General features: G+C 45.4%; 24 protein-coding genes. 11 read left to right on the top strand and 13 right to left on the bottom strand.

The window, feature by feature from the left end; genetic code table 11:
• Window positions 1–26: 26 nt before the first annotated feature.
• The 13 genes from C943_RS08060 to C943_RS08125 all read right to left on the bottom strand — a co-directional run bounded on the left by C943_RS08060 (window position 27) and on the right by C943_RS08125 (window position 10,523).
• Complete coding sequence (locus tag C943_RS08060) at window positions 27–1,001, bottom strand: hypothetical protein (protein ID WP_008626355.1); 975 nt, start codon at window positions 999–1,001, stop codon at window positions 27–29.
• Window positions 1,002–1,098: 97 nt separating this feature from the next.
• Entirely contained in the window at window positions 1,099–2,004 is a 906-nt protein-coding gene (locus tag C943_RS08065) for an NAD-dependent epimerase/dehydratase family protein (protein WP_008626356.1), read from the bottom strand.
• Between the two features lie 195 nt (window positions 2,005–2,199).
• A complete protein-coding gene (locus C943_RS08070) occupies window positions 2,200–2,811 on the bottom strand; it encodes a Fic/DOC family protein (protein WP_008626358.1) in 612 nt (203 codons plus the stop codon).
• Window positions 2,804–3,025, bottom strand: coding sequence for an antitoxin VbhA family protein (locus C943_RS08075; protein ID WP_040479649.1), 222 nt, complete (start codon window positions 3,023–3,025; stop codon window positions 2,804–2,806). The genes C943_RS08070 and C943_RS08075 overlap by 8 nt, the downstream gene beginning before the upstream one ends.
• Before the next feature lie 286 nt (window positions 3,026–3,311).
• The gene (locus C943_RS08080) at window positions 3,312–3,758 is read right to left on the bottom strand and encodes a hypothetical protein (RefSeq protein ID WP_157198478.1); all 447 of its coding nucleotides are present in this window, start codon (window positions 3,756–3,758) and stop codon (window positions 3,312–3,314) included.
• A gap of 353 nt (window positions 3,759–4,111) precedes the next feature.
• A complete protein-coding gene (locus tag C943_RS08090; protein WP_040479659.1) occupies window positions 4,112–4,738 on the bottom strand; it encodes a hypothetical protein in 627 nt (208 codons plus the stop codon).
• Window positions 4,739–4,900: 162 nt separating this feature from the next.
• The gene (locus tag C943_RS08095; protein ID WP_040479661.1) at window positions 4,901–5,416 is read right to left on the bottom strand and encodes a GNAT family N-acetyltransferase; all 516 of its coding nucleotides are present in this window, start codon (window positions 5,414–5,416) and stop codon (window positions 4,901–4,903) included.
• A gap of 212 nt (window positions 5,417–5,628) precedes the next feature.
• The gene (map, locus tag C943_RS08100) at window positions 5,629–6,393 is read right to left on the bottom strand and encodes a type I methionyl aminopeptidase (RefSeq protein ID WP_008626363.1); all 765 of its coding nucleotides are present in this window, start codon (window positions 6,391–6,393) and stop codon (window positions 5,629–5,631) included.
• A 13-nt stretch (window positions 6,394–6,406) separates the two neighbouring features.
• Entirely contained in the window at window positions 6,407–6,925 is a 519-nt protein-coding gene (locus C943_RS08105) for a DUF5946 family protein (RefSeq protein WP_157198479.1), read from the bottom strand.
• Window positions 6,926–7,064: 139 nt separating this feature from the next.
• Window positions 7,065–7,706, bottom strand: a complete 642-nt coding sequence (locus C943_RS08110) for a hypothetical protein (protein ID WP_040479666.1) — start codon at window positions 7,704–7,706, stop codon at window positions 7,065–7,067.
• Between the two features lie 529 nt (window positions 7,707–8,235).
• Window positions 8,236–8,631 (bottom strand): hypothetical protein, encoded by a 396-nt coding sequence (locus tag C943_RS08115; RefSeq protein WP_211208872.1) that lies wholly within the window; start codon window positions 8,629–8,631, stop codon window positions 8,236–8,238.
• 74 nt (window positions 8,632–8,705) lie between these two features.
• Window positions 8,706–9,857, bottom strand: a complete 1,152-nt coding sequence (locus C943_RS08120; RefSeq protein ID WP_008626380.1) for a helix-turn-helix domain-containing protein — start codon at window positions 9,855–9,857, stop codon at window positions 8,706–8,708.
• A gap of 81 nt (window positions 9,858–9,938) precedes the next feature.
• Window positions 9,939–10,523 (bottom strand): hypothetical protein, encoded by a 585-nt coding sequence (locus C943_RS08125; RefSeq protein WP_008626382.1) that lies wholly within the window; start codon window positions 10,521–10,523, stop codon window positions 9,939–9,941.
• Window positions 10,524–10,871: 348 nt separating this feature from the next.
• On the opposite strand from C943_RS08125, the gene C943_RS08130 reads away from it, so the two are divergent.
• The 11 genes from C943_RS08130 (at window position 10,872) to C943_RS08180 (ending at window position 25,099) form a co-directional block, all read left to right on the top strand.
• Entirely contained in the window at window positions 10,872–11,858 is a 987-nt protein-coding gene (locus C943_RS08130) for a GSCFA domain-containing protein (RefSeq protein WP_008626384.1), read from the top strand.
• A gap of 291 nt (window positions 11,859–12,149) precedes the next feature.
• Window positions 12,150–14,174 (top strand): thioredoxin domain-containing protein, encoded by a 2,025-nt coding sequence (locus C943_RS08135; protein WP_008626389.1) that lies wholly within the window; start codon window positions 12,150–12,152, stop codon window positions 14,172–14,174.
• Window positions 14,175–14,182: 8 nt separating this feature from the next.
• Window positions 14,183–16,702, top strand: a complete 2,520-nt coding sequence (gene priA / locus C943_RS08140) for a replication restart helicase PriA (protein ID WP_008626390.1) — start codon at window positions 14,183–14,185, stop codon at window positions 16,700–16,702.
• A gap of 133 nt (window positions 16,703–16,835) precedes the next feature.
• Window positions 16,836–17,480 (top strand): hypothetical protein, encoded by a 645-nt coding sequence (locus C943_RS08145; protein ID WP_008626391.1) that lies wholly within the window; start codon window positions 16,836–16,838, stop codon window positions 17,478–17,480.
• Window positions 17,477–18,193, top strand: a complete 717-nt coding sequence (locus C943_RS08150) for a DUF3307 domain-containing protein (protein WP_008626392.1) — start codon at window positions 17,477–17,479, stop codon at window positions 18,191–18,193. The genes C943_RS08145 and C943_RS08150 overlap by 4 nt, the downstream gene beginning before the upstream one ends.
• 33 nt (window positions 18,194–18,226) lie before the next feature.
• Entirely contained in the window at window positions 18,227–18,751 is a 525-nt protein-coding gene (locus C943_RS08155; protein ID WP_008626393.1) for a YfiT family bacillithiol transferase, read from the top strand.
• Window positions 18,752–19,054: 303 nt separating this feature from the next.
• A complete protein-coding gene (locus C943_RS08160) occupies window positions 19,055–20,842 on the top strand; it encodes a tetratricopeptide repeat-containing sensor histidine kinase (protein ID WP_169334613.1) in 1,788 nt (595 codons plus the stop codon).
• Between the two features lie 41 nt (window positions 20,843–20,883).
• The gene (locus C943_RS08165; RefSeq protein ID WP_008626396.1) at window positions 20,884–21,513 is read left to right on the top strand and encodes a response regulator; all 630 of its coding nucleotides are present in this window, start codon (window positions 20,884–20,886) and stop codon (window positions 21,511–21,513) included.
• Window positions 21,514–21,657: 144 nt separating this feature from the next.
• The gene (locus C943_RS08170) at window positions 21,658–22,815 is read left to right on the top strand and encodes a hypothetical protein (protein ID WP_040479672.1); all 1,158 of its coding nucleotides are present in this window, start codon (window positions 21,658–21,660) and stop codon (window positions 22,813–22,815) included.
• A gap of 245 nt (window positions 22,816–23,060) precedes the next feature.
• Window positions 23,061–23,396, top strand: a complete 336-nt coding sequence (locus C943_RS21365) for a Bor/Iss family lipoprotein (RefSeq protein WP_008626406.1) — start codon at window positions 23,061–23,063, stop codon at window positions 23,394–23,396.
• 77 nt (window positions 23,397–23,473) lie between these two features.
• Complete coding sequence (locus C943_RS08180) at window positions 23,474–25,099, top strand: FAD-binding oxidoreductase (RefSeq protein ID WP_008626408.1); 1,626 nt, start codon at window positions 23,474–23,476, stop codon at window positions 25,097–25,099.
• Window positions 25,100–25,123: the final 24 nt, after the last annotated feature.

The following is a 25,123-nucleotide window of genomic DNA, read 5'->3' on the forward strand; positions in this document are numbered from 1 at the left end:
TGAATGTATCTTTTTTGAACCCACCTTTAAAATTCATCGATCCGGTCTACCACAAATATCCTTGAGTTCTCCCCGTTTTTGAGCGTATAGGAAACCTGCCTGATCTTACCGGTTTCGGTGCCATTTTTAAAAATGGGGAAGCGTTGTACCAGATTGGTTTCGACCAAGGCAAACTCATCCCCTCCCTGATAGCCTTTGTTGATCTTTTCGTTTTCCTCGGTCGGAGGTAAATAAACAGCGCTCATCGATTTCTTATTGTTGACCGAAAAGGCATAGACTTGCCCCTTGCCATTGGTCCCATTTTCCTTGGTAAATACAAGCAACTCGGGCGAACCATCGGAATTCAAATCTTCCACTTCTGCGTTTTGCACTGCTTGGTTTTCAATAGCAAAGGTTTCCTTGAATTCAACGGGTAGCCCGAAAGTGAAGATGCTCAATTCATTTGTGCCGTTTTTCTCGATCGCGGAAACGTTGAAGCCCACCCCTTGCAGGTTCAACACTTTGCTGAATTGGGTTTTGTCGATTTGGTTTTGATCCAAGGCTTCGTTGATTTTTTGATAAGTACCGGCTAGACTCGCCCCGCCCGAACAATAGAAATATAGGATTGACTCGCCATCTTGGCTTTCGGGTTCGATCCGAAGGCTGTTTTGACCAAACCGAAATCTTATCACCTTGTCGTCAACCCTTGTGCTGTAAGTGCTGTCGTCAAATCGCTGTACAGTCGCGTCAAATGTGCAGGTGGGTTTCTTCTTGTCTGCTCGGGACCTGACGGATATTTTCAATTGGTCACCTGCTTCAGGGGTCACAGTTACCGCCACCCAATCATAGCCTTCGGTGCGCTGATCGTAGGATTCGGTGACATAGTTTCCCGTAAAATCGGGTTTTTCGACCGCGGTTTCGACGGATTGGGTTTCTACCACGGGTGGTTTGGGCTCGTTTTTGCACCCAAAAATGATCCCCGTGAAGGCAGCGATGAGTAGGGAATGCTTGAGATTTGCCATGCTTTTATTTGTTGTCTTGTATTCACTTGGAAGTAAACTAGCGGTTCAGATTTTCCAGGATTGTATTTCATTCCCGTAAATCGATCGTTTTATTGGATCATTCCTCTCCTCCCACATATTTCCGCCAATGGTGCTGCTCCTTGAAGCCAAGGACTTCCCGAAGTTTGCGGTTAGAGAAAAGCGCTTCATGCTCACCAAGCTCCCGGGTGACGGGTACGCCCGGGAAAAACCGCTCGGCCAATTCCTTGCTCGGTAGGACCGCGCCGTTGTGGTCGTTGGCGACATTGAATACCTGATAGCCCATTCCGTCCTTTTTTAGGCACAAGTCCACAGCCTGCCCAAGGTCGCGGGCATCGATATAGTTGAAGATACACCGGCGGCGGACTTCTGGGTTTTTGAGATAATGGGGAAAAAGCGAAGCATATTCATGCGGCTCGATCACGTTTCCGATCCGCAGGGCATAGATGTCAAACCCCGACCTGCGCTGAAAGCTGCGGGCCGTCTGCTCGTTGAGCACTTTCGAAAGCCCATAGCTGTCCATGGGGTCCACATCATAGCCCTCTTCCACGGGCAACGAGCGGGGATTGGTCTGTCCGTCCGAAAAGCAAACGCCGTAGGTGGTCTCAGAGGAAGCGATGATGATTTTCTTGATGCCCAGCTTCACCGCAGCTTCGATGACATTGTAGGTGCCGATTGTATTGACGCGGAAGGTCTCGTTGTCGGGTTTGATCAGGATGCGTGGGACCGCGGCGAAGTGCACCACGGCGTCAAACTTCGGTACGCCTGTGCCGGGTTCCAGCTCATCAAAGCCGGCATAGGCACTCATCGCGTTGAACATCTGTCCCGAATCTGTGATATCGGCCGTCAGGTTGTCTACGCCCGGATAGTGCAGCGGCACCAAGTCCACGTTCATCACACGGTGCCCTTGTTCCAGCAAATAAGGGATTACATGCCTGCCCGCCTTTCCCGATCCTCCGGTGAAAAATATCCGCATTTTTTTCATTTCTGTTCCAGTTTACAAGTGAAGCTTATGCGCACAAGTTAAGCAGGCAACAGAACAAAATCCATGGGCTTGGAAAGATTGTGGGGGAGGGGATGGAACCGTATACAATATTGTAAACAGATCGGGCCAAATAGATAGCGGTGGCGATCCTAGTCAACTTAAGTGTTGGCGAGGGCACTACGCTATTTTTCACTTTTATTCCCGATTTTTTGAGGCAACTAGTTCAAAAATCAGCTCTTTCAATGTCACTAAATCACTCTCTATTGTCCCTTTCATATATCTTTCATACACGCTTTTATTATTTGGAGGGTTGAGGTTTAAAATCAACCCTTTTTCCAACGCCAACGATCTGAGAAATTCCCTTTGAGCACGGCCATTTCCTTCCCTGAATGGATGAAAGTAATTTACATTGTCTAAAATTTCCGCCAACTTTTCTGCCAATTCTCTTTTTCTGTTTTTTGGAATTTTCTTGAAATCAGCAATCAAGGAGTTTATGTAGATACGCGCATTGTCAAAATGGGAAGTAGGGAAAAATTGTTTCCCGTCTTTGCTTATTTCCACAATCCGTTTTTTCCCAGCCCAAACATACATATCCTGAAACAGGTGGTTGTGAATATCAAAAAGGTTTTCAATCCCTTTAATCTTGATTGGATTATTATAAAGCTCCTGAAGTCGTTTTGTTACGGCAGCACTTTCTACAAAAAGTAATACATCCGGATCCGTAATTCCCCGCAGATTTTTTAAAATTCCTGTTTTTGGGTCGGTGTAAGTATAATCAAAGTCAATGTACTTATAGGCATCAGACATAAGCCTTTTCTTCTGCAAATTTCACCAAATCACTCAGGGAAATTTTACCTGTCACATAATCTCTAATTATTTCAACTCCCTTTGGTGTTGGTTCAAAACCTTCAAACATGTTACTACCTAAAGCATTAGCTGTGCTTTCGAATGTATTTAAATCCGAAAATTTCACTCCCATTATCGTCAAGTTATTCCTATCAATTTCGATTGTGGAGAACATACGTTTTGGTTTTAAACTTTCTACGAATTTACAAAAAATCCCGCATTTTATTCTTAGGGTCTTCTTTTTTAGAGTCGTGCATTCGAGTAGATGTGTCCTATCGTAAAGCACTGGTTCCCCGTGCCACCCTGATAACCTTTCGGATGCGCGTGTCCTGAACGTGGAATATAGGTCAAAAATAGGGCGTTACAAGGGGATGCGAGCAGTGTGAGACATGTCCGACGTAAGGGGCGCGAATCCTCAGAGAAATCTGGACAGGCCGTCTAATTGATTCGACGCTTGCCTTCTATCCAATCCCTTGTCCAAACCGGAAACATTCATAGTGTGTTAAATTGATTATCCAGTCTCTTTTGCTGTTAATAATTAGAAGGTCGTCCGAGCTTGGATAATAAAAGTCGTCCCAATTTTCAATGAAGGTTTGAAAATTTGTTAAAAGAGCTTGTCCGTCTGCCCAGATTAAAATTATATCATCCTCCTTATTTTTAAATTCATGTAGGCGCGCAGTTATCCAATTATAGTCGTTGTTGAAATCCTTTGCTTCAAAAGTTTTAAACTTGTCCTCGTTAAGCGTGAATTTACCAACGATGTTATCATGGAACAACTTCTCCCAGATTAAATCATAAGCTTTTCGGTCGAGGATCTTAATTTGAGTCAAAATTTCCTTTTTATCTTCAAACCTCCAATTAATGTCAAGGTTGTCTCTGGTTACATATTTGTCTAAGTTGTCGATCATGTCATTTTTGTCCCGAAGGCTTGCGCCCAATGTCAGACCTTGAAAAAAGTCCCAAGCATTTTCAGTGAACCCATTTCACTTACTTGGTGAATTTAGCAAATTCAGTTCAGTTTTTTCTATACGGGGTCAACGTCGACTTGCTCCAGATCACGATACCAACCAAAAACTGATCAAATTCGTTTTCTTGATAGACATCCGCGCCATAGCGCCTTCAGGCCCCGCCCGAGCAAAAAAAAGCGACCCCGATTTCTCCCAACCATGAAAAATCCACCAATTCGCTAAAGGAACGTCAATTGATTTAATTCCAAGGGAGGTTGTGCATCGGTTACCCTTGTTGTCTGCCGCGCCTTCCACTATTTGACTTTGAAAAAGGTGTCCCTGTCGCTAAATCCTTTACCCTTTAAGAATTTCTTCATCTCTGTTTTTGTTGGTCGGAAACTAAAAATGGTATCAGACTTTGTCTCGGTTACGGCCCTTAAATTATCTATGTCATCCTTTTTGGAAATTGTTCCAAGTGTCACACCATGATCAATCTTTGTCAAGATCATTACGCGCCAACTATTTTCAGAAATCCTGTCATTCAAAAAATAGTGTCCTTTGTACTTCCTAAGAATGTCACCTTCTGCTAGGTTGAAAAGAGTATCGTAATAACCCCAGTGTTGAAAGATGCTGTCTTCCTTAACCACTACTTCAAACCTAAACTTGTCTTCAGTTCCGGAAAATGTTGTATCTCCTTCGATATTCTTCACTTCAATCGAATCCACCAGGTCAGAAAAGTGAGAAACAGAATATTTAATGATAAGTCCGTTTGCTATGATGAGTTTTGAGGAGTCGCCCAAACTCAAATACTGCCCTACAAGATTTTGTGGAATTCTTTTCTCATTTGATTGTCCCGCCGGCTGAGGTTCTTCAAATCGAACTAGGTCGCCACAGGAAACCAGTATTAGTGTTGCTAAAAGTATGATCTTAACTCTCATCATTTATCAAGGCATGGCATAATAGGTTTGGCGCTTGGTGCAGTGGCAGTTTTCGAAGCACTTTCTTGTCCGCTTGCAATAAACTTACTTAAAAACACAAACCTTGAATTTACCATTTTCTCCGCCATAAGTCATATACGCTGTCAGCGGTTCGGGCTTTTTTCATTATTTTCTTCTTAGTTCCCATTTCCATATTAGTCCATCGTCTGTGTCATTGATTTCCTGAATTTTCTTAAAGCCGCATTTTAGTAGAACTTTCGTTGACGGATTTTCTTGTCCAAGTGTATGTGCAATGACAGATTTTACCTTCTCATTTCTAAAAGCGTTCTCAACAAGTCCCATTGTCATTTCGGTTGCAAGTCCGCGATTTCGATAGGTTGGCGCAATTTCATAACCAATTTCAACTGTTCCTTCTGTTGTCGGCTTGCCTTTATATCCACCACTTCCGATTAGTTTGTTGTCTGATTTGTGTATAGGAAAATAAGTCCACCAACCGTTTTCTTGCTCGTTTTCTAAAAGTCTATCAAGCGAATATTTTAAAGCACCAATTCCAAATTCTGTCCAATCATCCTGAATAGTTATACCTAATTTCTTTGACAGAATTTCATTCCCTTGAATTGCTGATTTCAATATTTCAGAGTCGCAAGAAATGATCATTAGATTCTCAGTCTCAATACTCATTTTTTTCTCTTGTAATTAATGTGTTTTCGACTATTGCCTGACCGCTAACGTTTTGGCACGTGGCGCAGTGGCGAATTTCGGATCAAAAAACTGTCAATACACCATCCCGATAAGTATTGCTGTTGATGCGAGATAGAATGTTCAATTAACAACGCCACCCGCTATTGTGCCAAACGCCTATAGCGGTTCAGGCTTCTTTTTGTTTGGCATAATTAATTCCAAATTTCATTTTTCTCGGTCAATATGATTGGTTTATTGTCTGTCACCACAATTGTATGTTCGTGTTGAGCCATGAACCCGCCTTTGTTTCCAACCATTGTCCAACCGTCATTCAATGTCACTGCATAAGTTGAATGGGTAGATATAAATGTCTCAATTGCCACAACAGAATTCTTCTTAAAACGTGTCAGGTTAAATCTGTCTTGGAAGTTTGCGATTTCAGATGGCTCTTCGTGTAAGCTTCTTCCGATTCCGTGTCCAGTAAGATTTTTAACTACTTTGTAACCACGTCTTTTTGCTTCTGTTTCAATAAGATGTCCAATATCCGAAACCCTTACGCCTCCTTTGATATTAAAAACTGCTTTTTTTAAAATCTCTTTGGAAGCGTCTACAAGTTTTTGATGTCCAAATTTGTCATCTCCAATTACAAATGATGCACCATTGTCTGACCAAAAACCTTCAAGCTCCGCTGAAACGTCAATATTTATCAGGTCGCCATCCTTTAATATTCTGTTTTTTGAAGGTAAACCGTGGCAAAATTCATTATCAACACTTATACAAGTCCAACCCGGAAAATTGTATGTTTTATTAGGGGCTGAATTCGCTCCGAAATCTTTTAATATTTCTGCTCCGAAGTCGTCAAGTTGTTTGGTTGAAATACCTGGTCTTACATAGTTTTTCATTTCTTTTAAAGTATAAGCAACAACGTCACTTACCTTTTTCATTCCAATCAATTCTGATTCTTTTGTTATAGACATGTTTATCTGAGTATTATTTTTTGTTTAAAAAGTTGTTCGCTAATCTACTAATGGTTTGATGATGTTTTTCCCAAGAATTCCATACTGATTTAGCCCATTTTTCAGCTAATGAGAAATGCAATTCAGGATTGTTGTTGTCCCAAAGTTCATAAATAGTAAGATTACCAAATGAAATAGGTGGCTCAAGCCATACTAAGTCACCACTCCCTTTGTAAAATTGAGAAAAGTTCATTTTAAAATCAGCAGCATCAATAATGTCTAAGTTTCTTTCGAACATCATATACAGAGAAGCCAAATGTATGTTCACGGAATTTATAGCCCTTACATCATTTTCATTACCAACATGTTGTGTTGTGTAAGCATCAACTGTGTAGTGATGAGCTTTTGCATAGTTAAAATCAGAATATTCTCTCTCTAAAACTTCACAAAACATAATCCAACACCCCGTTGATGATAACATATACTCGTGAGTTTCACCGTCAATGTTTAAAGATTTTGAGCCGCACCCAAAACAATTAATATATTCGTCCATTTTTCGTCTTTATTGTTGTCTTTTTTAGCCGGACCGTTAACGTTTGACAATATGGCCAGTAAGGGATTGCGGGCGGTTTCCTATCAGGTTACACTAAAAGTTAAAGCGGGCTGCAAACCTTGGTATACCACTGAAACCCTTATTGGCTATATTGTATGTTGTGTGGCGTAATTTGTTCATCTTCTGAACCATTAAATGATTCATCTTCTACTTTTAATATCTTAAAATCACCTTTGTCCGTAATCAAATATAAAATAGCAAATTGATAATCTGTATCTGGTTTGGCAAATGTCGCACGAAAAATTAGTTGTCCATTCTCTGTATGTGAAAACTCATTTTTCCACATGTGACAAATCTTAAAGAAATCGGCTGATAAACTATCTTTAAAATTCTCCTTCAACAAATGTACCTTAATCACATTGGCGTCTGTTTTAATTGTAAAATCAGTCGCAAAATTATGTGCTACACTATATTCAATCAGGTTCTTATTTTTGCTTCTCTCTTCCGAAAAAGTCTCGTTATAGACAGCACTATCATTTAAGCAATACGTTTTCATTAGATAATTTGTCCGATTAATAACAGTATCAAATGAATATATATTGTAATCAGGTTGCCAATAATATGTTAATGTGTCCTTTTTATCAGTCGTTTCTCCGAGAGATGTTTTATCCGTTGAATTTCCATGCCCGATGCAGGAAATCATTATCAAAGCCATTGTTATCATTGCTATCATTCTCCTGGTTGCTGTCTTTTTATTATGCCACACAACGAGTTGCTTCACGCAATCATTGCGCTATGTATGCTATATGGAATACATAGCGCAACAGTTGCGGATATATTTCGATTATCTAAACTTAAACCTAAAGCTCTAGAAATCCAATTGATCCAGAAGCCATTTTTTTGACCAATTCCTATGCCCCTTTTGCGGGGAGGATCGAGTTTTTCCACTAGCTACTTGCTACATCGTATTTCGCACTTGGTTCATCTCCTATCGTCGTCCCGACCGCCTTCCTACCGCGTCCCGACCGCGTTCCTACCGTGTCCCGACCGCCACCCGACCATTACCCGATGATATTCCGTGTATGACTTGATGTGTAGAAGGGCATTTCAGGGGCTTGGCCAAGCTTCGATAGGGGTAGGAAAAGAAAAACTTTGGTTCTGCCGTGTCATCTTGCCGGGCATCGGTTTTTCCCTCTGATACCAAAGGTTTTCGGGATAAAATTTCGAGGATTGATCAATGATAATTCCAATCTCGTTTTGGTTCGGTTTAGACAAAAATCCTGACTATCTCGATTTCGGGAATTCAAATCCTATTCACCCTCTTGGTGGTGAATTCGGCTTTTCCAATTCCTCCGCACCACCCAAGCAGCGGTCCCCAAAAACGGTAAGGTGGAAAGTATGATTTTCATATTCCCACCAAAAATCCCGGCCAAGACCATCATCCCAAACAGCAACCCAAGGCCCGCTATTCCCAAATAGGTCAGGATTTTGCTTGGCGTTTTTTGGAAGAGGGTGACCAAAAGGAGGACTTGACCCAAGAATGGAAGGACCGTCAAGGGATGGATGACGTCGGCTGGATTGGAAACGAGTTTGGAAAACAACTCTGCTTCAGCCTGAAACAGAAAGGAATGCTGCCCCTGTCCCCATTCCAAGTATCCGAAAAGGGAGAAAATGATCAGGAGGAGATTGGGGAGTTTTGGGTTCACTTCAAATTTCCGTTTCCATTTTACCACAATCAATTTACACGGATTTTTCTGACATTCTCTTACCTCCGGCTTGCTTATTCTTCTTTTCCGCCCTGGAGAAATTCCTGTGGCGCACTTCCCTTGATCTTTTTGAAGGCGCGGTTGAAGGTGGCCTTCGAGTTGAAGCCCGAATCCAAAGCCAGTGACAAGAGGGTGTAGCGTCTATTGGTGTCCGCTGTATGTTTTTTGATAAACTCCTCGATCCGAAGGCCATTGATGTAGTCGTTGAAATTTTTGCCAAATACCTGATTGATTGCGGCGGAGAGCTGTACGGGATTGGTCTGCAGGTGCTGCGCCAATTCCTGCAAGCTCAGCTCGGGTTGGAGAAAAAGTCTTTCTGTCTCCATCAGCAGACCTAGCCGGGAAGCTAGGGCGGATTTTTCCGGATCCCTCGCATCCTTGCCGGCTGTGGTTTCTTGGTATTGGATGGGTGCGATACCCTGGCTTTCGGGTGTTGGATCGGGGATGAAGTCAATACGCGCCGGCTGTTTTTGCGCATAACCCGCCAAGCCGATGTAGACCGCGACGGCGACAAGGGCGAGGTTCCACCACCAGTCTTGGTAGAAGTCGAGTGAGAGAATCACATCCAAAACCACCATGATCTCCCGGAAAGCCAGCCAAAAGATCATGCAGTAGATGAAGTTCCTGAACCACTTGAAGTCAATCAAATCCAGGTTGCTGAACTGCCCCATACTCCAGATCCGGTATCGTTTATAGATCAGCAAGCACTGCGAAAGATAATAAGCAAATGAGGTGACCGCAGCAATCCTCATCACGTAGCTTGCGACCAAGTCCAGCGTTGAGGCATGCAGTGATTCTACAGCCGCAGGACCTTGGACGAAGAATGCAATTTTGTAGATGAAGTAAATGCCATAGGGCAAAAAATGCCAAAGGTGGCTTTTTTTCAGTCGGAACGAACGGTTGGTCTGGGTGAGAAAGTAAAAGTACACCACAGGCCCAAACAATAAACTCACACTTCTCAGGAATCCGTTGAATTCATCCCACATGACATTGATTCCTGCAAAGCCAAACGTATAGTCCTGCATTTCCATGGCCAAGATGAACATGATCCAGCCAAGCAATCTGTCCGATAGCCGCTGCTCGCGATACCCACGGACCAAGAGCAAAACCCAGATCACAAGGCTGAAGAAATATCCGAATTGCAGGGGAGTGGTATAGATCGACATGGATTTGAGGGTCAAAAAAGGAAAGTCGGCAATCCATGCCAGATGTGGATTGGATTGCCGACGGGATGGGTTTCTAATTTATCAATCTTTTTTCAAGTCTTTGACCAATTTTGCCATATCGATCTTATCGCCGGGCTTGATGGATTCGTTCACCGTCAGGATCAGCACCTTTTTGGCACCATCCCGGAAGTAGATTTTTTGGCCGACCTTCAACGAAACACCACTGTTGGACATGGGCGAAAGGTTAGGATTCATCACATTTGGGATGATCAGTGGAATGGACTTTAGAGATGAGTTGTGCAGTGTGAAATTGATCTCGGGCGCGTTTTCGGGATTGTAGGTGTAGGGTTTGCGTTCTACGAATTCTATTGACAGGTTCATATCATTCAAGGAATTGTTTTTCAGCCTTAGGATATGGTCTGGGTTTACCGAAACTACCGCGTTGCCATAGGATCCAAGCCCAAAGCCCTGTACTTGTTTTTTGGTTTTGGGATCGATCACCGAAACATCGATGGGGGTTTTGGAGGTGCTGCTTATGTTGACATCGAAGGAGGCAAACTCCTGATAGGTAAGCTCCACGGATTTCATGGCAGGGACTTCGATTTTTTCTTTTTTGCCCAATTGTAAGGATAGGAGCAAAGAGGCAAGGATCATGAGGTTTTTCATTTTTTCTTTTTGTGATGAGGTTACAAAGCTGACACGACCGTGCCAATCATGGGACCAAAGTAACGGTGCTGGATTTTCCCAGGCGCCTTAGATCATGATTTGAGTCCTCAAACTGTCGGGTTTACTGGTCCCAAATAATTTGAGACCCTGAGTACCCTTGCCCCGGTCAGGTTGGAGGTTTGGTTTGTTTAAGGTTGGAAGGGTTTTTCCCGGGAAAACGGCCTTATCCCACTGTGTTGCTGCCCTGTAGATTTGTTCCGATCGGCCCTGATTTGTTCCGATGCAATAATTGTGACTTTGGCGTAAATTTATGTTCTTGGTTGTGGCGATTCTTCCTAATTTTAAGCCATGCTTTGGACCACGTCTTTCGATATCCCCGAGGGGGACAATAAAATTACCCACCGCTCTTCCATCCTTTCTATCGGCTCCTGTTTTTCGACGATGATCGGAGAGAAGCTGGCCGAGCGGAAGTTTCCGGTTTTGAACAATCCCTTTGGCACCATTTTTAATCCCCTCTCCATTGCCAATCTATTGGAGGACTCTGCGCTGGAGATGCCCGTGAACACCGATTTGATGCTGGTCAGGGATGGATTGTACCTGCATTATGGGATGCATTCGGATGTGGTCGCCTACAGTCAGGATTCGCTGGAGCGCTTGATCCAAAAAAAGCAGCAGCAGGTCAAAAATTCACTGGAGCATGCAAGTCTCCTACTCGTGACTTTTGGTACGGCTTGGGTATATGAGTATGGGGAAAAAGGCCAAATCGTCGCCAATTGCCATAAGCAACCTGCGGATTTGTTTGAAAAAAGGCTGCTCCACCCCGACGAAATCCAAAAATCATTCAGCAGTTTCCTCAATATTCTCCGCGAAATCAACCCCAACATCCGGGTGATTTTGACCGTCAGTCCAGTCCGCCATACAAGGGACGGCATACCGGAAAACCAACTCAGCAAATCGGTCTTGAGGCTAGCCGCCCATGACTTGACGGAGACTTACGACTTTGTAAGCTATTTCCCCAGCTATGAAATCATGATGGATGAGTTGCGGGATTACCGGTTCTATAAGGAAGATCTGGTGCATCCCAATGCCCAGGCCGAGGATTACATTTGGCAGCGGTTCAAGACCGCATGGATTGATTCCAAGTCTTTCCAGCTAATCGAGGAGTTTGAGGGAATCAAGCGGGACTTGGCCCACCGGCCCTTCAATCCCGACAGTCCGGCACATATGAAGTTTCTGGACAACCTCCAGAAGAAACTGGAGAAATACAACCGCGACTTTGACTTTTCGAAGGAAATCGACCAACTCCGGAAGCAGACGCAGTATCGGGGGAAGTGAGATTTGAGACGCAAGACGCAAGACACAAGACGCAAGACATAAGATACAAGAAGCGAGAGTTGAGAAGCGAGACACGAGATATTTGGCAGGAGAAGGGAGCGCTTCGATGTTAATCAGAGATTGGACTATGGTCTTTACATATTCAAACACAAGGCTGCGAGAAAGGAAATATGCAATGAAAGCCAATTTCAGCCGCTATCGACTGTGGACCATGGACTATCGACCCCCTCAATAACCAATAACCCAATAACCCAATAACTCAATAACTCAATAACACCCTAACCAACTCCCATGAATCGCCTTTCCCAATCAAAAAGCCCCTATTTGCTCCAACACCAGCATAATCCTGTGGATTGGTATCCTTGGGGAGAGGAGGCTTTGAACAAGGCGCAGCAGGAAGACAAGCCAATTCTCGTCAGTATTGGGTATTCGGCCTGCCATTGGTGCCATGTGATGGAGCGGGAGAGTTTTGAGGACGAGGAGACGGCAGACCTGATGAATGCCCACTTTGTCTGTATCAAGATCGACCGGGAGGAAAGGCCCGACCTTGACAATATCTACATGGAGGCGCTGCAGGCGATGGGCGTACAGGGCGGTTGGCCGCTCAATGTATTCCTGATGCCCAATCAGAAGCCTTTTTATGGTGGTACTTATTTCCCCAACAAGCAATGGAAAAACCTCCTCGGCAGTATCGCCAATGCTTACAAAAACCACCATGGGCAATTGCTTGAAAGCGCAGAGGGGTTTGGACGGAGTATCGGCAGGTCGGAGCTGGAAAAGTATGGTTTAAAAGCCGCCGAAACAGGTTTGGAAAAAGCGGATATCGAATTGGTATTGGACAAGTTGACTGCACAGTTTGATTTGGAATGGGGCGGAATGAACCGTAAACCCAAGTTTCCGATGCCGGCGGTTTGGTTGTTTGTATTGGATGCGGCTTTGCTGGGTAAGGATCAAGAACTGCTCGAAAAGGTATTTTTCACCCTGAAGAAAATCGGTATGGGCGGCATCTATGACCACTTGCGGGGAGGCTGGGCGAGGTATTCTGTGGATGGGGAATGGTTTGCGCCGCATTTCGAGAAAATGCTCTACGACAATGGACAACTGCTCGACCTCTACGCCAAGGCCTATCAAGTGAGCGGGGATGAGTTTTTCAAGGAAAAAGTCTTGGAGACGGTCGATTGGATAGAGGCGGAGATGCTGCTGTCCGAAGGAGGGTTTTTTGCGGCACAGGATGCTGACTCGGAAGGCGTGGAAGGGAAATTTTACACATGGAAATATGAGGAACTTGAGGCCATCCTGGGTGAAGACCTGAGTTGGTTCAAGAAGCTCTACAACTTGAAGTACCAGGGCAATTGGGAAGATGGTGTGAACATCCTGTTCCAAACGGAGCCCTATGCGGATCTTGCCGCGGAGATTGGGCTGAGCGAAAAAGCCTATCGGGAACGACTTCAGCAAATCAAGACCAAACTCCTAACGGTGCGCAACCGGCGTATTTATCCAGGATTGGACGACAAGGTTTTGAGCGGTTGGAACGGTTTGGCGATTGCGGGTTTGGCGCAGGTTTTTCTGGCAACTGGATCGGAGAAGGCGCTTTCATTGGCCAAGAGGAATGGGAAGTTCCTTTGGGAAAAGATGTTCAAAGGCCAAGTCTTGTACCGGTCCTACAAGGATGGGCAAGCCTACACGCCGGCATTCCTGGAGGATTATGCCGCGGTAATTCGGGGATACATTTCCCTTTACCAAGCGAGTTTTGAGACCGAATGGCTGCTGAAAGCCAAGGAATTGACGGACTTGGTTTTGGAGCAGTATTATGATGAGGGGGATGGCTTTTTCTTTTTCAATAATCCCAAAGCCGAAAAACTCATCGCCAACAAGAAGGAGCTTTTTGACAATGTCATTCCGGCTTCCAACTCGGTCATGGCTAGAAACCTGCAGGATTTGGGTTTGTATTTTTACCAGGAAGAATATCAAGCGATCGCAGAACATATGCTGGCGAGCGTAAAAAGGCTGATTTTGACCGAGCCGGGATTTTTGTGCAATTGGGCTTCACTGATGCTGCACACCTTGGTGCCAAAAGCCGAGGTTGCCGTAGTGGGAACCGGCGCAATCGAAAAGGGAAAAGCGCTTTTGTCCACCTATCAGCCCAACATGGTTTTAGCCTGTTCAGAAACCCTGACGAATATTGTCCCGCTGCTGGAAGGCAAGACGGCGGATTCTGAAGGAAATGCCTTAATTTACGTTTGCTTCAACCGTGCCTGCCAAAGGCCGGTCGCAGCGGTGGCGGATGCCGTCGCACAGTTTCCCACTTTAGCGTAGCAAGACTTTTGGAAAGCCTATTTGGAGATACATATCCGGTCGGGGAGGACCTCAATCCGCTTTTTGCGGATATCATTTTGCCCGTCCCGATTCCGCGAATGTTTACCTACAAAATCCCAAAGTCCCTTGCAGAAGGGATTGGGATTGGGTACCGCGTTATCGTACAGTTTGGAAAAAAGAAGGTTCTTACCGGAATTGTCGGTAAGGTCCATGCCAAACCTCCCCAAGCTTATGAGGCAAAGCCGATTTTGGATGTGCTCGATGCGCAGGCTACGGTCAATCCACTCCAAATCCGACTGTGGGCTTGGATGGCGGAGTACTATTGCTGCCATATCGGCGAAGTGATGAATGCTGCGCTTCCCTCGGGATTGAAACTCAGCAGCGAAAGCAAGATCCAGATCAATCCACTTTTTGATCAAGAGACATCTGCCTATCCCCTGGACGATCGGGAGTTGGTGATTCTGGAGGCCCTTGCCCAGCGTGAAGAGATGAGTTACCAAGATTGTGAAAATATCCTGGGAATCAAATCCATACATGGTATTATCAAAAGCCTTGTTGTAAAGGAAGCAATTCTGGTTTTTGAGGAAGTCAAGGATAAATTCAGCCCAAAGGTGGAGAGCAGGGTGAGATTGGTGAAACGCTATGCGGAGGATCGCGATGCTTTGGAAGGGCTTTTTGCCAGCATTTCCGGCAAACCGAAGCAGGAGGAAATCCTACTCAAGTACCTCCAGGAAGTTCCAGTATTTCATCAGGTCGCGTTGAATGAGAAAGGATTGGAGAAATCCGTATTCGCCCAAGCCGGACTGTCCCAATCTGCCCTGAAGACCTTGGTGAAAAATGGGGTGCTGGAGGAATTCAAGGTCGTGGTCAGCAGATTCCAAGACGAGTTGGCTGCTTCCGATCCGATTCAATTGTCCCAAGAACAGGAGGCGGCGAAGGCATCGATCAAGCAACAGTTTGAGGAAAAACATACTGTCCTATTGCACGGCATCACGGGAAGCGGAAAGACGGAGATCTACATTACCTTGATCGAGGAGGCCTTGGCAGGTGGTTCGCAGGTCTTGTTGTTGTTGCCCGAGATTGCCTTGACCACGCATATGGTGGATCGACTGCGGAAGGTTTTTGGAGGCAGGATGGGGGTTTTTCATTCCAAGTATTCCGACAACGAACGCGTCGAAGTATGGAATGGAGTCCTGAGTGGGAAAGTTTCCTTTGTCGTAGGTGTACGGTCTTCGATTTTTCTGCCTTTTGATTCCTTGGGTTTGGTGATCGTAGATGAAGAACACGAGTCGTCTTACAAGCAGTTTGATCCCGCACCGAGGTATCAGGCCCGGGATGCAGCCATTATGCTTGCATGGCTGCATCAGGCAAAGACGCTTTTGGGTTCCGCAACGCCATCTTTTGAATCTTTTTACAATGCAAGGCAAAAAAAATACGGCTACTTCCAACTGAAGAACCGATACGGCGAAGCGCAGCTTCCGGAGTTTCATTTGGCAGATATCCTAGCGGACAAAAAGAAAAACCTGCTCAAACTCGATTCCACGAGGCTGCTGCGGGAGAAAATCCAAGAGGCCTTGCAGCGGCAGGAGCAAGTCTTGATTTTTCAAAATAGGAGGGGGTATGCCCCCTACATCTGTTGCGAGGATTGTGGATGGATACCGGGTTGTGATCGCTGCGACGTCAGCCTTACCTATCACCAATTTGGAGAGGAAATGCGCTGCCATTACTGTGGTTTCAAGGAAAAAGTCCCCCACACCTGTGCAGCCTGTGGAAGTACCAAATTGGGAGCAGTTGGATTGGGTACAGAGCGGATAGAAGAAAGTTTGGCCCTGCTATTTCCCGAGGCTCGGATTGCCAGGATGGATTTGGATACCACAAGGAGCAAGTATGGCTACCAGCGCCTGTTGGAGGATTTTGGCAGTGGCAATGTAGATATTTTGGTTGGGACACAGATGATTACCAAGGGTTTGGACTTTGATCGTGTGACCGTAGTGGGAATTATGGATGCGGATAGGATCTTATATTTCCCGGATTTCCGGGCCGGTGAGCGGGCTTTTCAGCAGATCACGCAGGTCGCAGGAAGAGCAGGCCGGAGGGATAAGCGAGGCAACGTCATTATTCAAACGCGACGGCCGGATGATCAGATTTTTACCCAAATCATGGCGGGCGATTATGTCAATTTCTACCTGCAGGAGATGGGGGAGCGACAGCGTTTTTTTTACCCGCCTTTTGTCAAGATCATCAAAGTCAGCACGCGCCACAAAGAGTACAAAGTGGCTGAAAAAGCCGCCCGACACCTGCACCAATTGATGGCAGAAATTCCAGTGAAGAAAATCATGTTGGGTCCAGAGAAAGGCTTGATCGGAAAAATCAAGGATCAATACATCTTTGAGTCGGTGGCCAAGTTGGATCGTACTTCCCAAGCACAAGCCCAGTTCAAACATGATCTCCAAGCAGCCTTGGAGGAAATGCAGGCGCACAAAGACTTCAAATCGGTGCGGTTTGTGGTGGATGTGGATCCGTATTGAATCTATGACGCTTAATTCAATATCGTCTTTTGAAGTGATATACTACAATATCCTTTGATACGATGATATTTATGTATATCATTTAATTAGAAGATAATTGTAAATATCGTCTTTTTTAACGATATTTGGATATATGATTGCGGTAATCAAAGGAGATATCATCGGTTCAAGAAATCTGGAACATCCGGACAAATGGCTTGCCCCATTGAAACATCTTTTTGCCGATTGGGGCTTAACGACCTGGCAATGGGAGATTGTTTGGGGTGATTTTTTCCAATTTGAGATTACGCAGCCCGAAGAGGCGCTCCATCGTGCCCTGCAAATCAAGGCGCTTGTTAAGCATGTCGCAGCAGATGACCCGCAGCGGAAATCAAGTCCGATAGACGTGCGGATGGCAATTGGAATTGGAGAGAAAACTTATACAGGGGAGCGAATATCGGAAAGCAACGGCCCAGCCTTTGTCTACGCCGGAGAGCGGTTCGAAAAACTCAAAAAAGACCGGGTCAATCTAGGAATTCAAAGTCCGAGCGAAGATTTTGATCGGGAGATCGACCTGTACTTGAAGCTTGCAGGATTGTTTATGGATGAATGGACGATTTCCTCAGCTGAACTTGTCAGCATGGTGCTCAAGCGTCCGGCGGCCAACCAAGAAGCGCTTGGGAATATGCTGGGGATCAAGCAAAACTCTGTAAGTGGCCGCTGGAATAGGGCCAAAGTGGATGAATTGCTGGAAGTCGAGCTGATGTTTAGGCATAAACTCAAGCAGTGTTTCCCATGATTTTGTTGACAAAACTCATTCTTGCGCACCTGATTGGGGATTTCGTTTTGCAGCCTTCTGCATGGGTCGACAGCAAGCAGAAGCGTAAAATCGCATCACCGTACTTATACATTCACTGTTTTCTTCACGGCGTTTTAGCCATGGTCTTGCTTTGGGATTTGGACTATTGGTTGCTTGCTGTTTTGGTCGCATTGATCCATGCAGTCATAGACCTACTCAAGCTATATCTTCAGAAGCCGAAAAATGCAGGTTGGTGGTTTTTGGGTGATCAGGCTTTACACCTGGCCAGCCTGTTGGTGTTGTGGATGATTTGGGCGCGGCCCGAAGTGCATTTTTTTGATTGGGTACAAAGCCCTTTACTTTGGCTTTATCTGACGGCTTTCGTGTTTCTGAGTTTCGGAGTGGGATTTGGAATTCAAGTGGTGATGGCCAATTGGACTGCTGATATCCAAAAGGAAAAGAACAAATCGCTCGCGGAAGCGGGTAGATACATTGGTATTTTGGAGCGGCTGTTGACTTTTGTGTTCATCGTGACTGACCACTGGGAGGCGGTCGGATTCCTTTTGGCAGCCAAATCGGTTTTTCGCTTTGGGGATTTGAAGGAATCCAAGGACCGGAAACTCACGGAATATATCCTCATTGGAACTTTACTAAGTTTTGGAATCGCAATATTCACCGGATTGTTGATTTTGAAAATTTCAGCCTACCTTTAAACAGTTCGACTTAACACAGAAATTAAAAAAGCCATGACCAAAGACCTTCGCTATCCTATCGGACGCTTCCAAGCTCCAAAGGCCTACAACAAGGAAGAACTCGATTCTTTTATTTACACGATTGAGCGGTTTCCGGGACTATTGGCATCGGAGATCAGCAAGATCATGCGGGTGACTTGGAATAAGCCCTACAGGCCTGAAGGTTGGACAATCAAGCAGGTGGTCCACCATTGTGCGGACAGCCATATGAACAGCTTTATCCGCTTTAAACTAGCGCTTACCGAGGAAAATCCTACGATAAAGCCCTACCACGAGGATAAGTGGGCCGAAATGGAGGACTATTTGAATGTTCCATTGACGCATAGCTTGAAGATTTTGGAGGCACTTCATTTCAGGTGGGTAGTTTTGTTGAAATCCATGACGGAGGAGGATTATGCGAAGACCTTTTTTCATCCTGAGAAGAAGAGGAGCTTGTCACTCTACGAAGCCACGGCCCTCTATGCCTGGCATTGTAAGCACCACTTGGCACATGTCATGTTGGTGACCGATCCTGAATAAAAGGGGGAGTTCTGAACTTCACTGGGATTCGGTACTGATTTCCGGAATTGTTGGGGGGTATTCAGCTGCTTTCTGTTCAATTTCATTTTTGAGCGGTGAAGGAAGATTCAAGGGATTTTATTACCTTTTTGTCAGCTACTTGATAGATGTATCTCAACCCGCTCCATCAGGTCAGTTGGTAATTGAATCACTGTTATTAGACTTATTGTTTTCTGATTTCCAATGAGATTTGCGATACACAGTATCTTTTTTTGCGCAGTTTTTTTCTTTGGGTTTTCGGCCCGAGGTCAATCCGGGGACAGCTTGACGTTGGAGATGGGCTCAAAGGCTTTTGCACTGGCTTCCCACGCCTCCGATTCTGCACTGTCATTAGGTAGACAAGCATTTGAATTGTCTCGGGAAAGTGACTTTCTGCGAGGCGAGGCAAATGCCGCAAATGCACTGGGTTGGACCTGGATGCACAAAGGGAATTTGGATTCCGCGGTTTTTTACCTTTTGCATGCCAAAAACATTTTCACCCAAGAAAAGCTCGAATTTGATTTGGCGCGCGTAGCGATCAATTTGTCGGAGGTATACAGTAAGCAGTCGCGGTTTGCGGAGGCATTGGCGTCTGCTTTGGAAGCGGAACGCCTCTCCGAGCAATTGGGAAATATCCCGCTGCTGACCGATACCAAACGTTTGCTCGCCATCCTGTACCGGGAAAAGGGGGAATATGCCAAGTCGGTGGAAAATTTCCAAGCCGCGATCAAAGGCTTCGAAGAACAAAAGGACACGAGAAGGAGCATCAATACGGCGATCAGCCTGAGTATTTTGTTGCGAAAAATGGATCTTCCTGACAGCAGCCTTTCGGTCCTCAACCGCTGCTTAAGGCTGCTAGAACAAGAGGAGAACCTCTACCAAATGGCCATGGTGAGGGAGCATTTGGGAGAGACTTATTTCATGAAAGGGCAAGTGCGGGCTTCCCTTGCGGAATATGAGAAAGCATACGCCTTGTTTGTGAAGTTGGGAAACATGGCAGATGTGGCCTATGAGGCGATGGTCGTGGGAAAAGCCTATGGTTCGTTGGGTGATTTTGGAAAGGCAGAGGAATTTTTGCTGAGGTCCTACCATCTATCTGACAGCCTTGGTCTGCGGAACTACCAGTTCGATGCTTCCAGTGAGCTTTCCCAACTCTATCAGCAAACCCAACAGTGGAAAAAGGCAACGGACCAATTGCAATTGACACTGCAACTCAAAGACAAACTGGCCCAAAACATGCAGATTCAAAAGATGTCCGAGTTGACGGCCCAATATGAAAATGAGAAAAAAGAGCAGGAAATCGCGCTGTTGAGATCCAACATGGAGCTGGAAGCGATCAAGTCCCGACGGCAACGTCAGTTGCAATATTTTCTGTTGGCCCTGATTCCGGTATTGGTTGGGTTTGGTTATTTGATCTTTAATCGGGCCCAGTTGAAGCAAAAACTCCAAGAGCAAACTTTGCGCAACCAGCTTTCAAAAGACCTTCATGACGATATAGGCTCGACCTTGTCGAGTATCAGCATCAACAGCCGCATTGCCTTGATGAAGATGGAGGAGAAGGATTTTGTTGTCAAACAACTGGAGAAAATCCAGCAAAACTCAAAGGCTATTTTGGACAACATGTCCCATATCGTATGGTCGATCAATCCCGCAAACGACAGTCTGGACATGATGGTCTTCAAGATGAAGGATTTTGCTTCTGAGATGCTTGAGCCTTTGGGGATCAATTTCCAGTTTGATGCCGAATCCTTGGACCTCAAGGCAAAAATCAGTCCGGTGGTCAGGAAAAACCTTTACTTGATTTTCAAGGAATCCCTCAACAACGCCTCCAAATACAGCAAGGCAAGCGAAATCACAGCCAAGATCACGATTCAAGATGGAGACCTGTTCCTGATTGTTTCGGACAATGGTAAGGGATTTTCTGTGGAGGATGAGCAACACCGAGGCAATGGATTGAAAAACATGCAGGGACGTGCCGCACAAATCAAGGGAACCTTGACTTTTGAGAGTCTAATCGGGCAAGGGACCCACATCAGGCTGAAAGTACCCTCCCCCCATTGGGGTATTGGTTGAATCAAGAAAGAACGCTACCTTCAAAATCTACTCATGATTCCATGAAGACCAAAATCATCATTTTTGAGGATAATGACTTTCTGAGGGAGGGCATATCGCACCTACTGATGCTCAGGGATGAGTTTGAGGTAGTGGGCAGTTTCTCCAGTGGACTTTTGGCAAAAGAGAAAGTAAGGGATTTGAATCCGGATCTGGTTTTGATGGATATCGAAATGCCGGGCGCCAGTGGCGTGGAAGCCGTCAAGGCGATACGTACCCTCAATCAGCGCTGTCAGATTATCATGTTGACTGTATTTGATGACCAAGGACATGTTTTCGAAGCCCTACAGGCTGGGGCAAACGGGTACCTTTTGAAGCGCCATGCCTCGGATCGGTTGATTTCCGCCATTGAGGATGTGCTATCCGGCGGTGCACCCATGAGCCCATCTATTGCACGCTTGGTCATTGAAAATATGCGCAACGCAAGAGCTACCCAAGGATACAACCTTTCCGATCGGGAAAAAGAGATTCTTCGTTCCCTTGCTTTGGGCAACAGCTTCAAGATGATCGCTGCTGATTTGGGAATTAGCCTGGAAACTGTCCGTACCCACATCAAAAAAATCTACGAAAAATTGCATGTCCACTCACAAGTGGAAGCCGTCAGCAAGGCTTTTCAGGAAAAACTGGTTTAAAAAAATCACCCTTTTAGGGTATTGTTTCGGGGTGTCGATCCAGGCAACTTAGCAAATAGAAAGGAGCATTCGATTTTTGGTTTTAGAAACCGATCGACAAGTCCTTTTCTTTTGTTTCAATCGTCATTTTTCAACACACGCGCTATGGGTACTGTTAAACATTCAAAAAATCGGAAAACGGTCAGGAGTTTCTGGCATGTAGCCTTCTCACTGTTGGTGGGGTCATTTTTGTTCGCTTGCGCCGAGGAACAAGACCCCAATAATCCCAACAACAATAATCCCAACAATCCGCCGGTTACGGCGAAGGTAGAGATCACGGGTACCTCGCCTGAGTATGTTTTCTGGGGAGAAGAACTTACCATTAGCGGATCTGGATTTAGTACTAAAGTGGAGGACAATTTTGTTTGGATCAAACAAGAGGTGGCCGCCTTGGGAACTTGTCTCGGCGAGAGTCCTACCGATTCTTTGGGATGGAGAAAAGCGACGATTGTCACAGCAACACCGACTTCCCTTAAGATCAAAATTCCCTACAAAACCGCCGCGCAAAACGATGGGAAAAGACCCTGTGGAGCCATTACGCCTAGGGTTTCCGTTACTGTCGGGAAAAGTACTGCAGTGTCTCAGCCTTTGAAATTGATCGGACTGCCGTTTATCAGAGAGATTTGCGTGCCCAATTCGGGCTTCAAAGGCGCAGGTGTGATTCCAGGTAAGGACCAGGACAATATTCTGAGTCTTGGAGGATTAGGACTGTATGCGGACGATGCCGGGATAGACAAAAAATTGAAATTGAATATCTTGTCAGAATCTGTTCCTTTAGAGGTATATGAGCAATCATTGGCCACCTGCTCCGGTGCTTTTAAGTTTAGATTACCAGCATCGCTTGCCTCAGGAGAATGTACTCCAGATCCGGTACTTACCGGGAGATTTGCGCGTAAAGAGGATTTTGTGGTCTCTATAGATAATACCACGATCAAGTCGGAGCCATTCAGCTACCCAGTAGCTTCTGTTCCGGAAATCACCATAGCAACCATACCTTCCCAGCGGGTTTCTTGGTCAAAGGCTGGAAATCCGGCGATCAACGTGACCGGCAAGAACGTTAATTGGTTGTCAGAGGCACGGTTTCTAAGTACAAATTCTAACTGTCCAGGCACTTCGATTGCCCCTGTTCCAATTAATCCTGAATCGACCACGGTGACGATTCCATTGGCCACCATGAAGGTAGGCTGCTCCTATCAGCTATCATTCAGAACCAATTGTGGAACTAGTACTGGCCAACTCGCGACCATCATTATTGATCCCTGATTTTTCACGGAAACACAGAGAAAGACGGCCCGGAAACGCGGGCCGTTTTTTTTCATCGACACTTAAGCTTGGGGTGGATTTGCTCTGGGCTGATCGGGAATTCACTTTTTTGATTGACTTGACATTATATCTTGCAACCTCGATTTGAAAAAAAGCTTCGAATACTTTAATTTTTTCCATAAATTATCCTGAAATTTAGGTAGTTAAGAGATTTTTTAAAGAATTTGGGTCAAATTTTGGTATGTATGAAAATGAAATCGATTCAAACGATCAGGTATTTGACGGTCGCCATCGGCCTTGTATTCGCGCTTAGTTCCTGTGCCAATCTGCGGGTAATTTCCAAGTATGATTCAGACAACCCAGTTCCCGTCAAGGTGACGCGCGTTTCCTATTTCTGGGGTTTGCAGCAACCCGTCGACGTAGTCACGGGACCCGATTGCAAGTCCATGTGCCAAGTCAAGGTAAAGACGAATTTTGGACAGGTATTTCTATCCGCGATTACTTTAGGAATCGTTCTTCCACAGACGATGGAGTATTATTGTTGTGCCACGGAGCCAAAGCCGGGAGAGATAATCCCCTAAGACTTGGTCAAAACCAAAGACAATTAGAGACTTTCCAAACATCGTTCATTTCAAGTTGATTTTTAACCCCCCTCAAAATGACCTATCCCGCTGGAATCAAGCCCTGGAAAATCAAGGATTTTACCAATGCACATGAGAATTTTACCCAACCGCTCGATGAAGACCAGTCGTTTGACATGTTTCTGGATGACCCAAGTTGGCAGGCCTTGAACCAACTTTCGCAGTACAACAAATGCACGGAAAATTTTCAATGGATCATTCAACAGGCGCTTGAGAAAAGCATGAATCTAAGGGCAATGGGTAGCGGTTGGTCATTTAGCAAGGTGGCGGTAAGCGAGGATTCGATCATCAACACCAAACGACTTCGGCATAAGTTTGCCTTGGGGCCTGATAATTTTGACCCTGATTTTTTGGCAAAAGGCGGAAGACCGGACAATTTTCGGTTTCTCCAGTGCGGCAATACCATCATCAACATCAATGAATATCTCGAAAAGCAGAGCAATCCGCCCAAATCCTTGATGGTCAGCGGCGGTAGTAATGGACAAACCATCGTTGGTGCGTTTTCTACCGGAACCCATGGGGCGGCTGTGTTCAAAGGAGCATTGCCTGAAATGGTTGTAGGAATGCACGTGATTACCGGGCCAGACAGGCATTTTTATGTGGAAAGAGCCAGTAGGAAAGTTGCCTCCGAAGCTTTTCACCAGAAACTGAAGACGCAGGCTATCCTTGATGATGACCTGTTCAATGCCATTTTGGTGAGTTTTGGGAGTTTTGGTATCATCCACGGAGTCTTGGTCGAGGTTGAGGACAAATTTCTCCTGGAACAGAAGCTCAATCGGGTGCCTTTTGACCAAGACATGATGGATGCAGTGACAGCCAGTGATTTTTCCAAGATCAATTATCGGCTTAAGTTCCCTTGGAATGATCCGGATCATCACCTGTACCATTTCGAATTGGCCATCAATCCCCACGACTTTGAGTTTCACAATCCCGACAAGGGGGCCTATATGCGGACCATGTTCAAGGTCAAGTACAGGGATGACTATACGCCCATCGATACGGTGACAGAAGGATATACCTATGGGGACGAGACGCTTGGTATTATGCAGTCTATTTTGGATCGCATCAAGGCCTCTGCGGGTTTTTTGAATAGATTACTTGTGCCTCAACTTGTCAATTCCCTATTCAATTTGGCCTACAGCAGGCCTGAGGATCAGACAGGCACTATCGCTGAGACCTTTAAGAATACGCGTTTTCGCGGACAGCTTTTTAGTGCCGGGGTTTGTTTGGATCGAAAGGATATCGTGCGCACCATTGAAATCTGCTTGGAAATCAACAAAGACATCAAGTTGGCGGGCGTGTTGGCTTTTCGTTTTGTCAAAGGATGTCGATCTAAGTTGGCCTTTACCCGCTTTCCGGAATCAGTCGTGATGGAATTGGATGGTGTGGACGCGGCAATCAACCATCAGTTTTTCAAGTTGTTGTTGGATCAAATGCAACAGGAGGGAATTCCATACACCGTACATTGGGGGAAAGTCAATCGACTTCTGGACAAGGACAGGGTCAATTACATGTATGGTCCCGAAAGAATCGAAGCCTGGAAAAAACAACGCTCCCGGGTTATGGCCCGGGAGGTGCAGCAGCTTTTCAACAATGAGTTTATGCAGCAATGTGGGTTGGATACTTATGTGCCTTTTCCTTGAAAACTGATTGAACCGATCGAATTC

It is taken from the genome of Mariniradius saccharolyticus AK6 (assembly GCF_000330725.2).
In the GTDB taxonomy this organism is placed as follows: domain Bacteria; phylum Bacteroidota; class Bacteroidia; order Cytophagales; family Cyclobacteriaceae; genus Mariniradius; species Mariniradius saccharolyticus.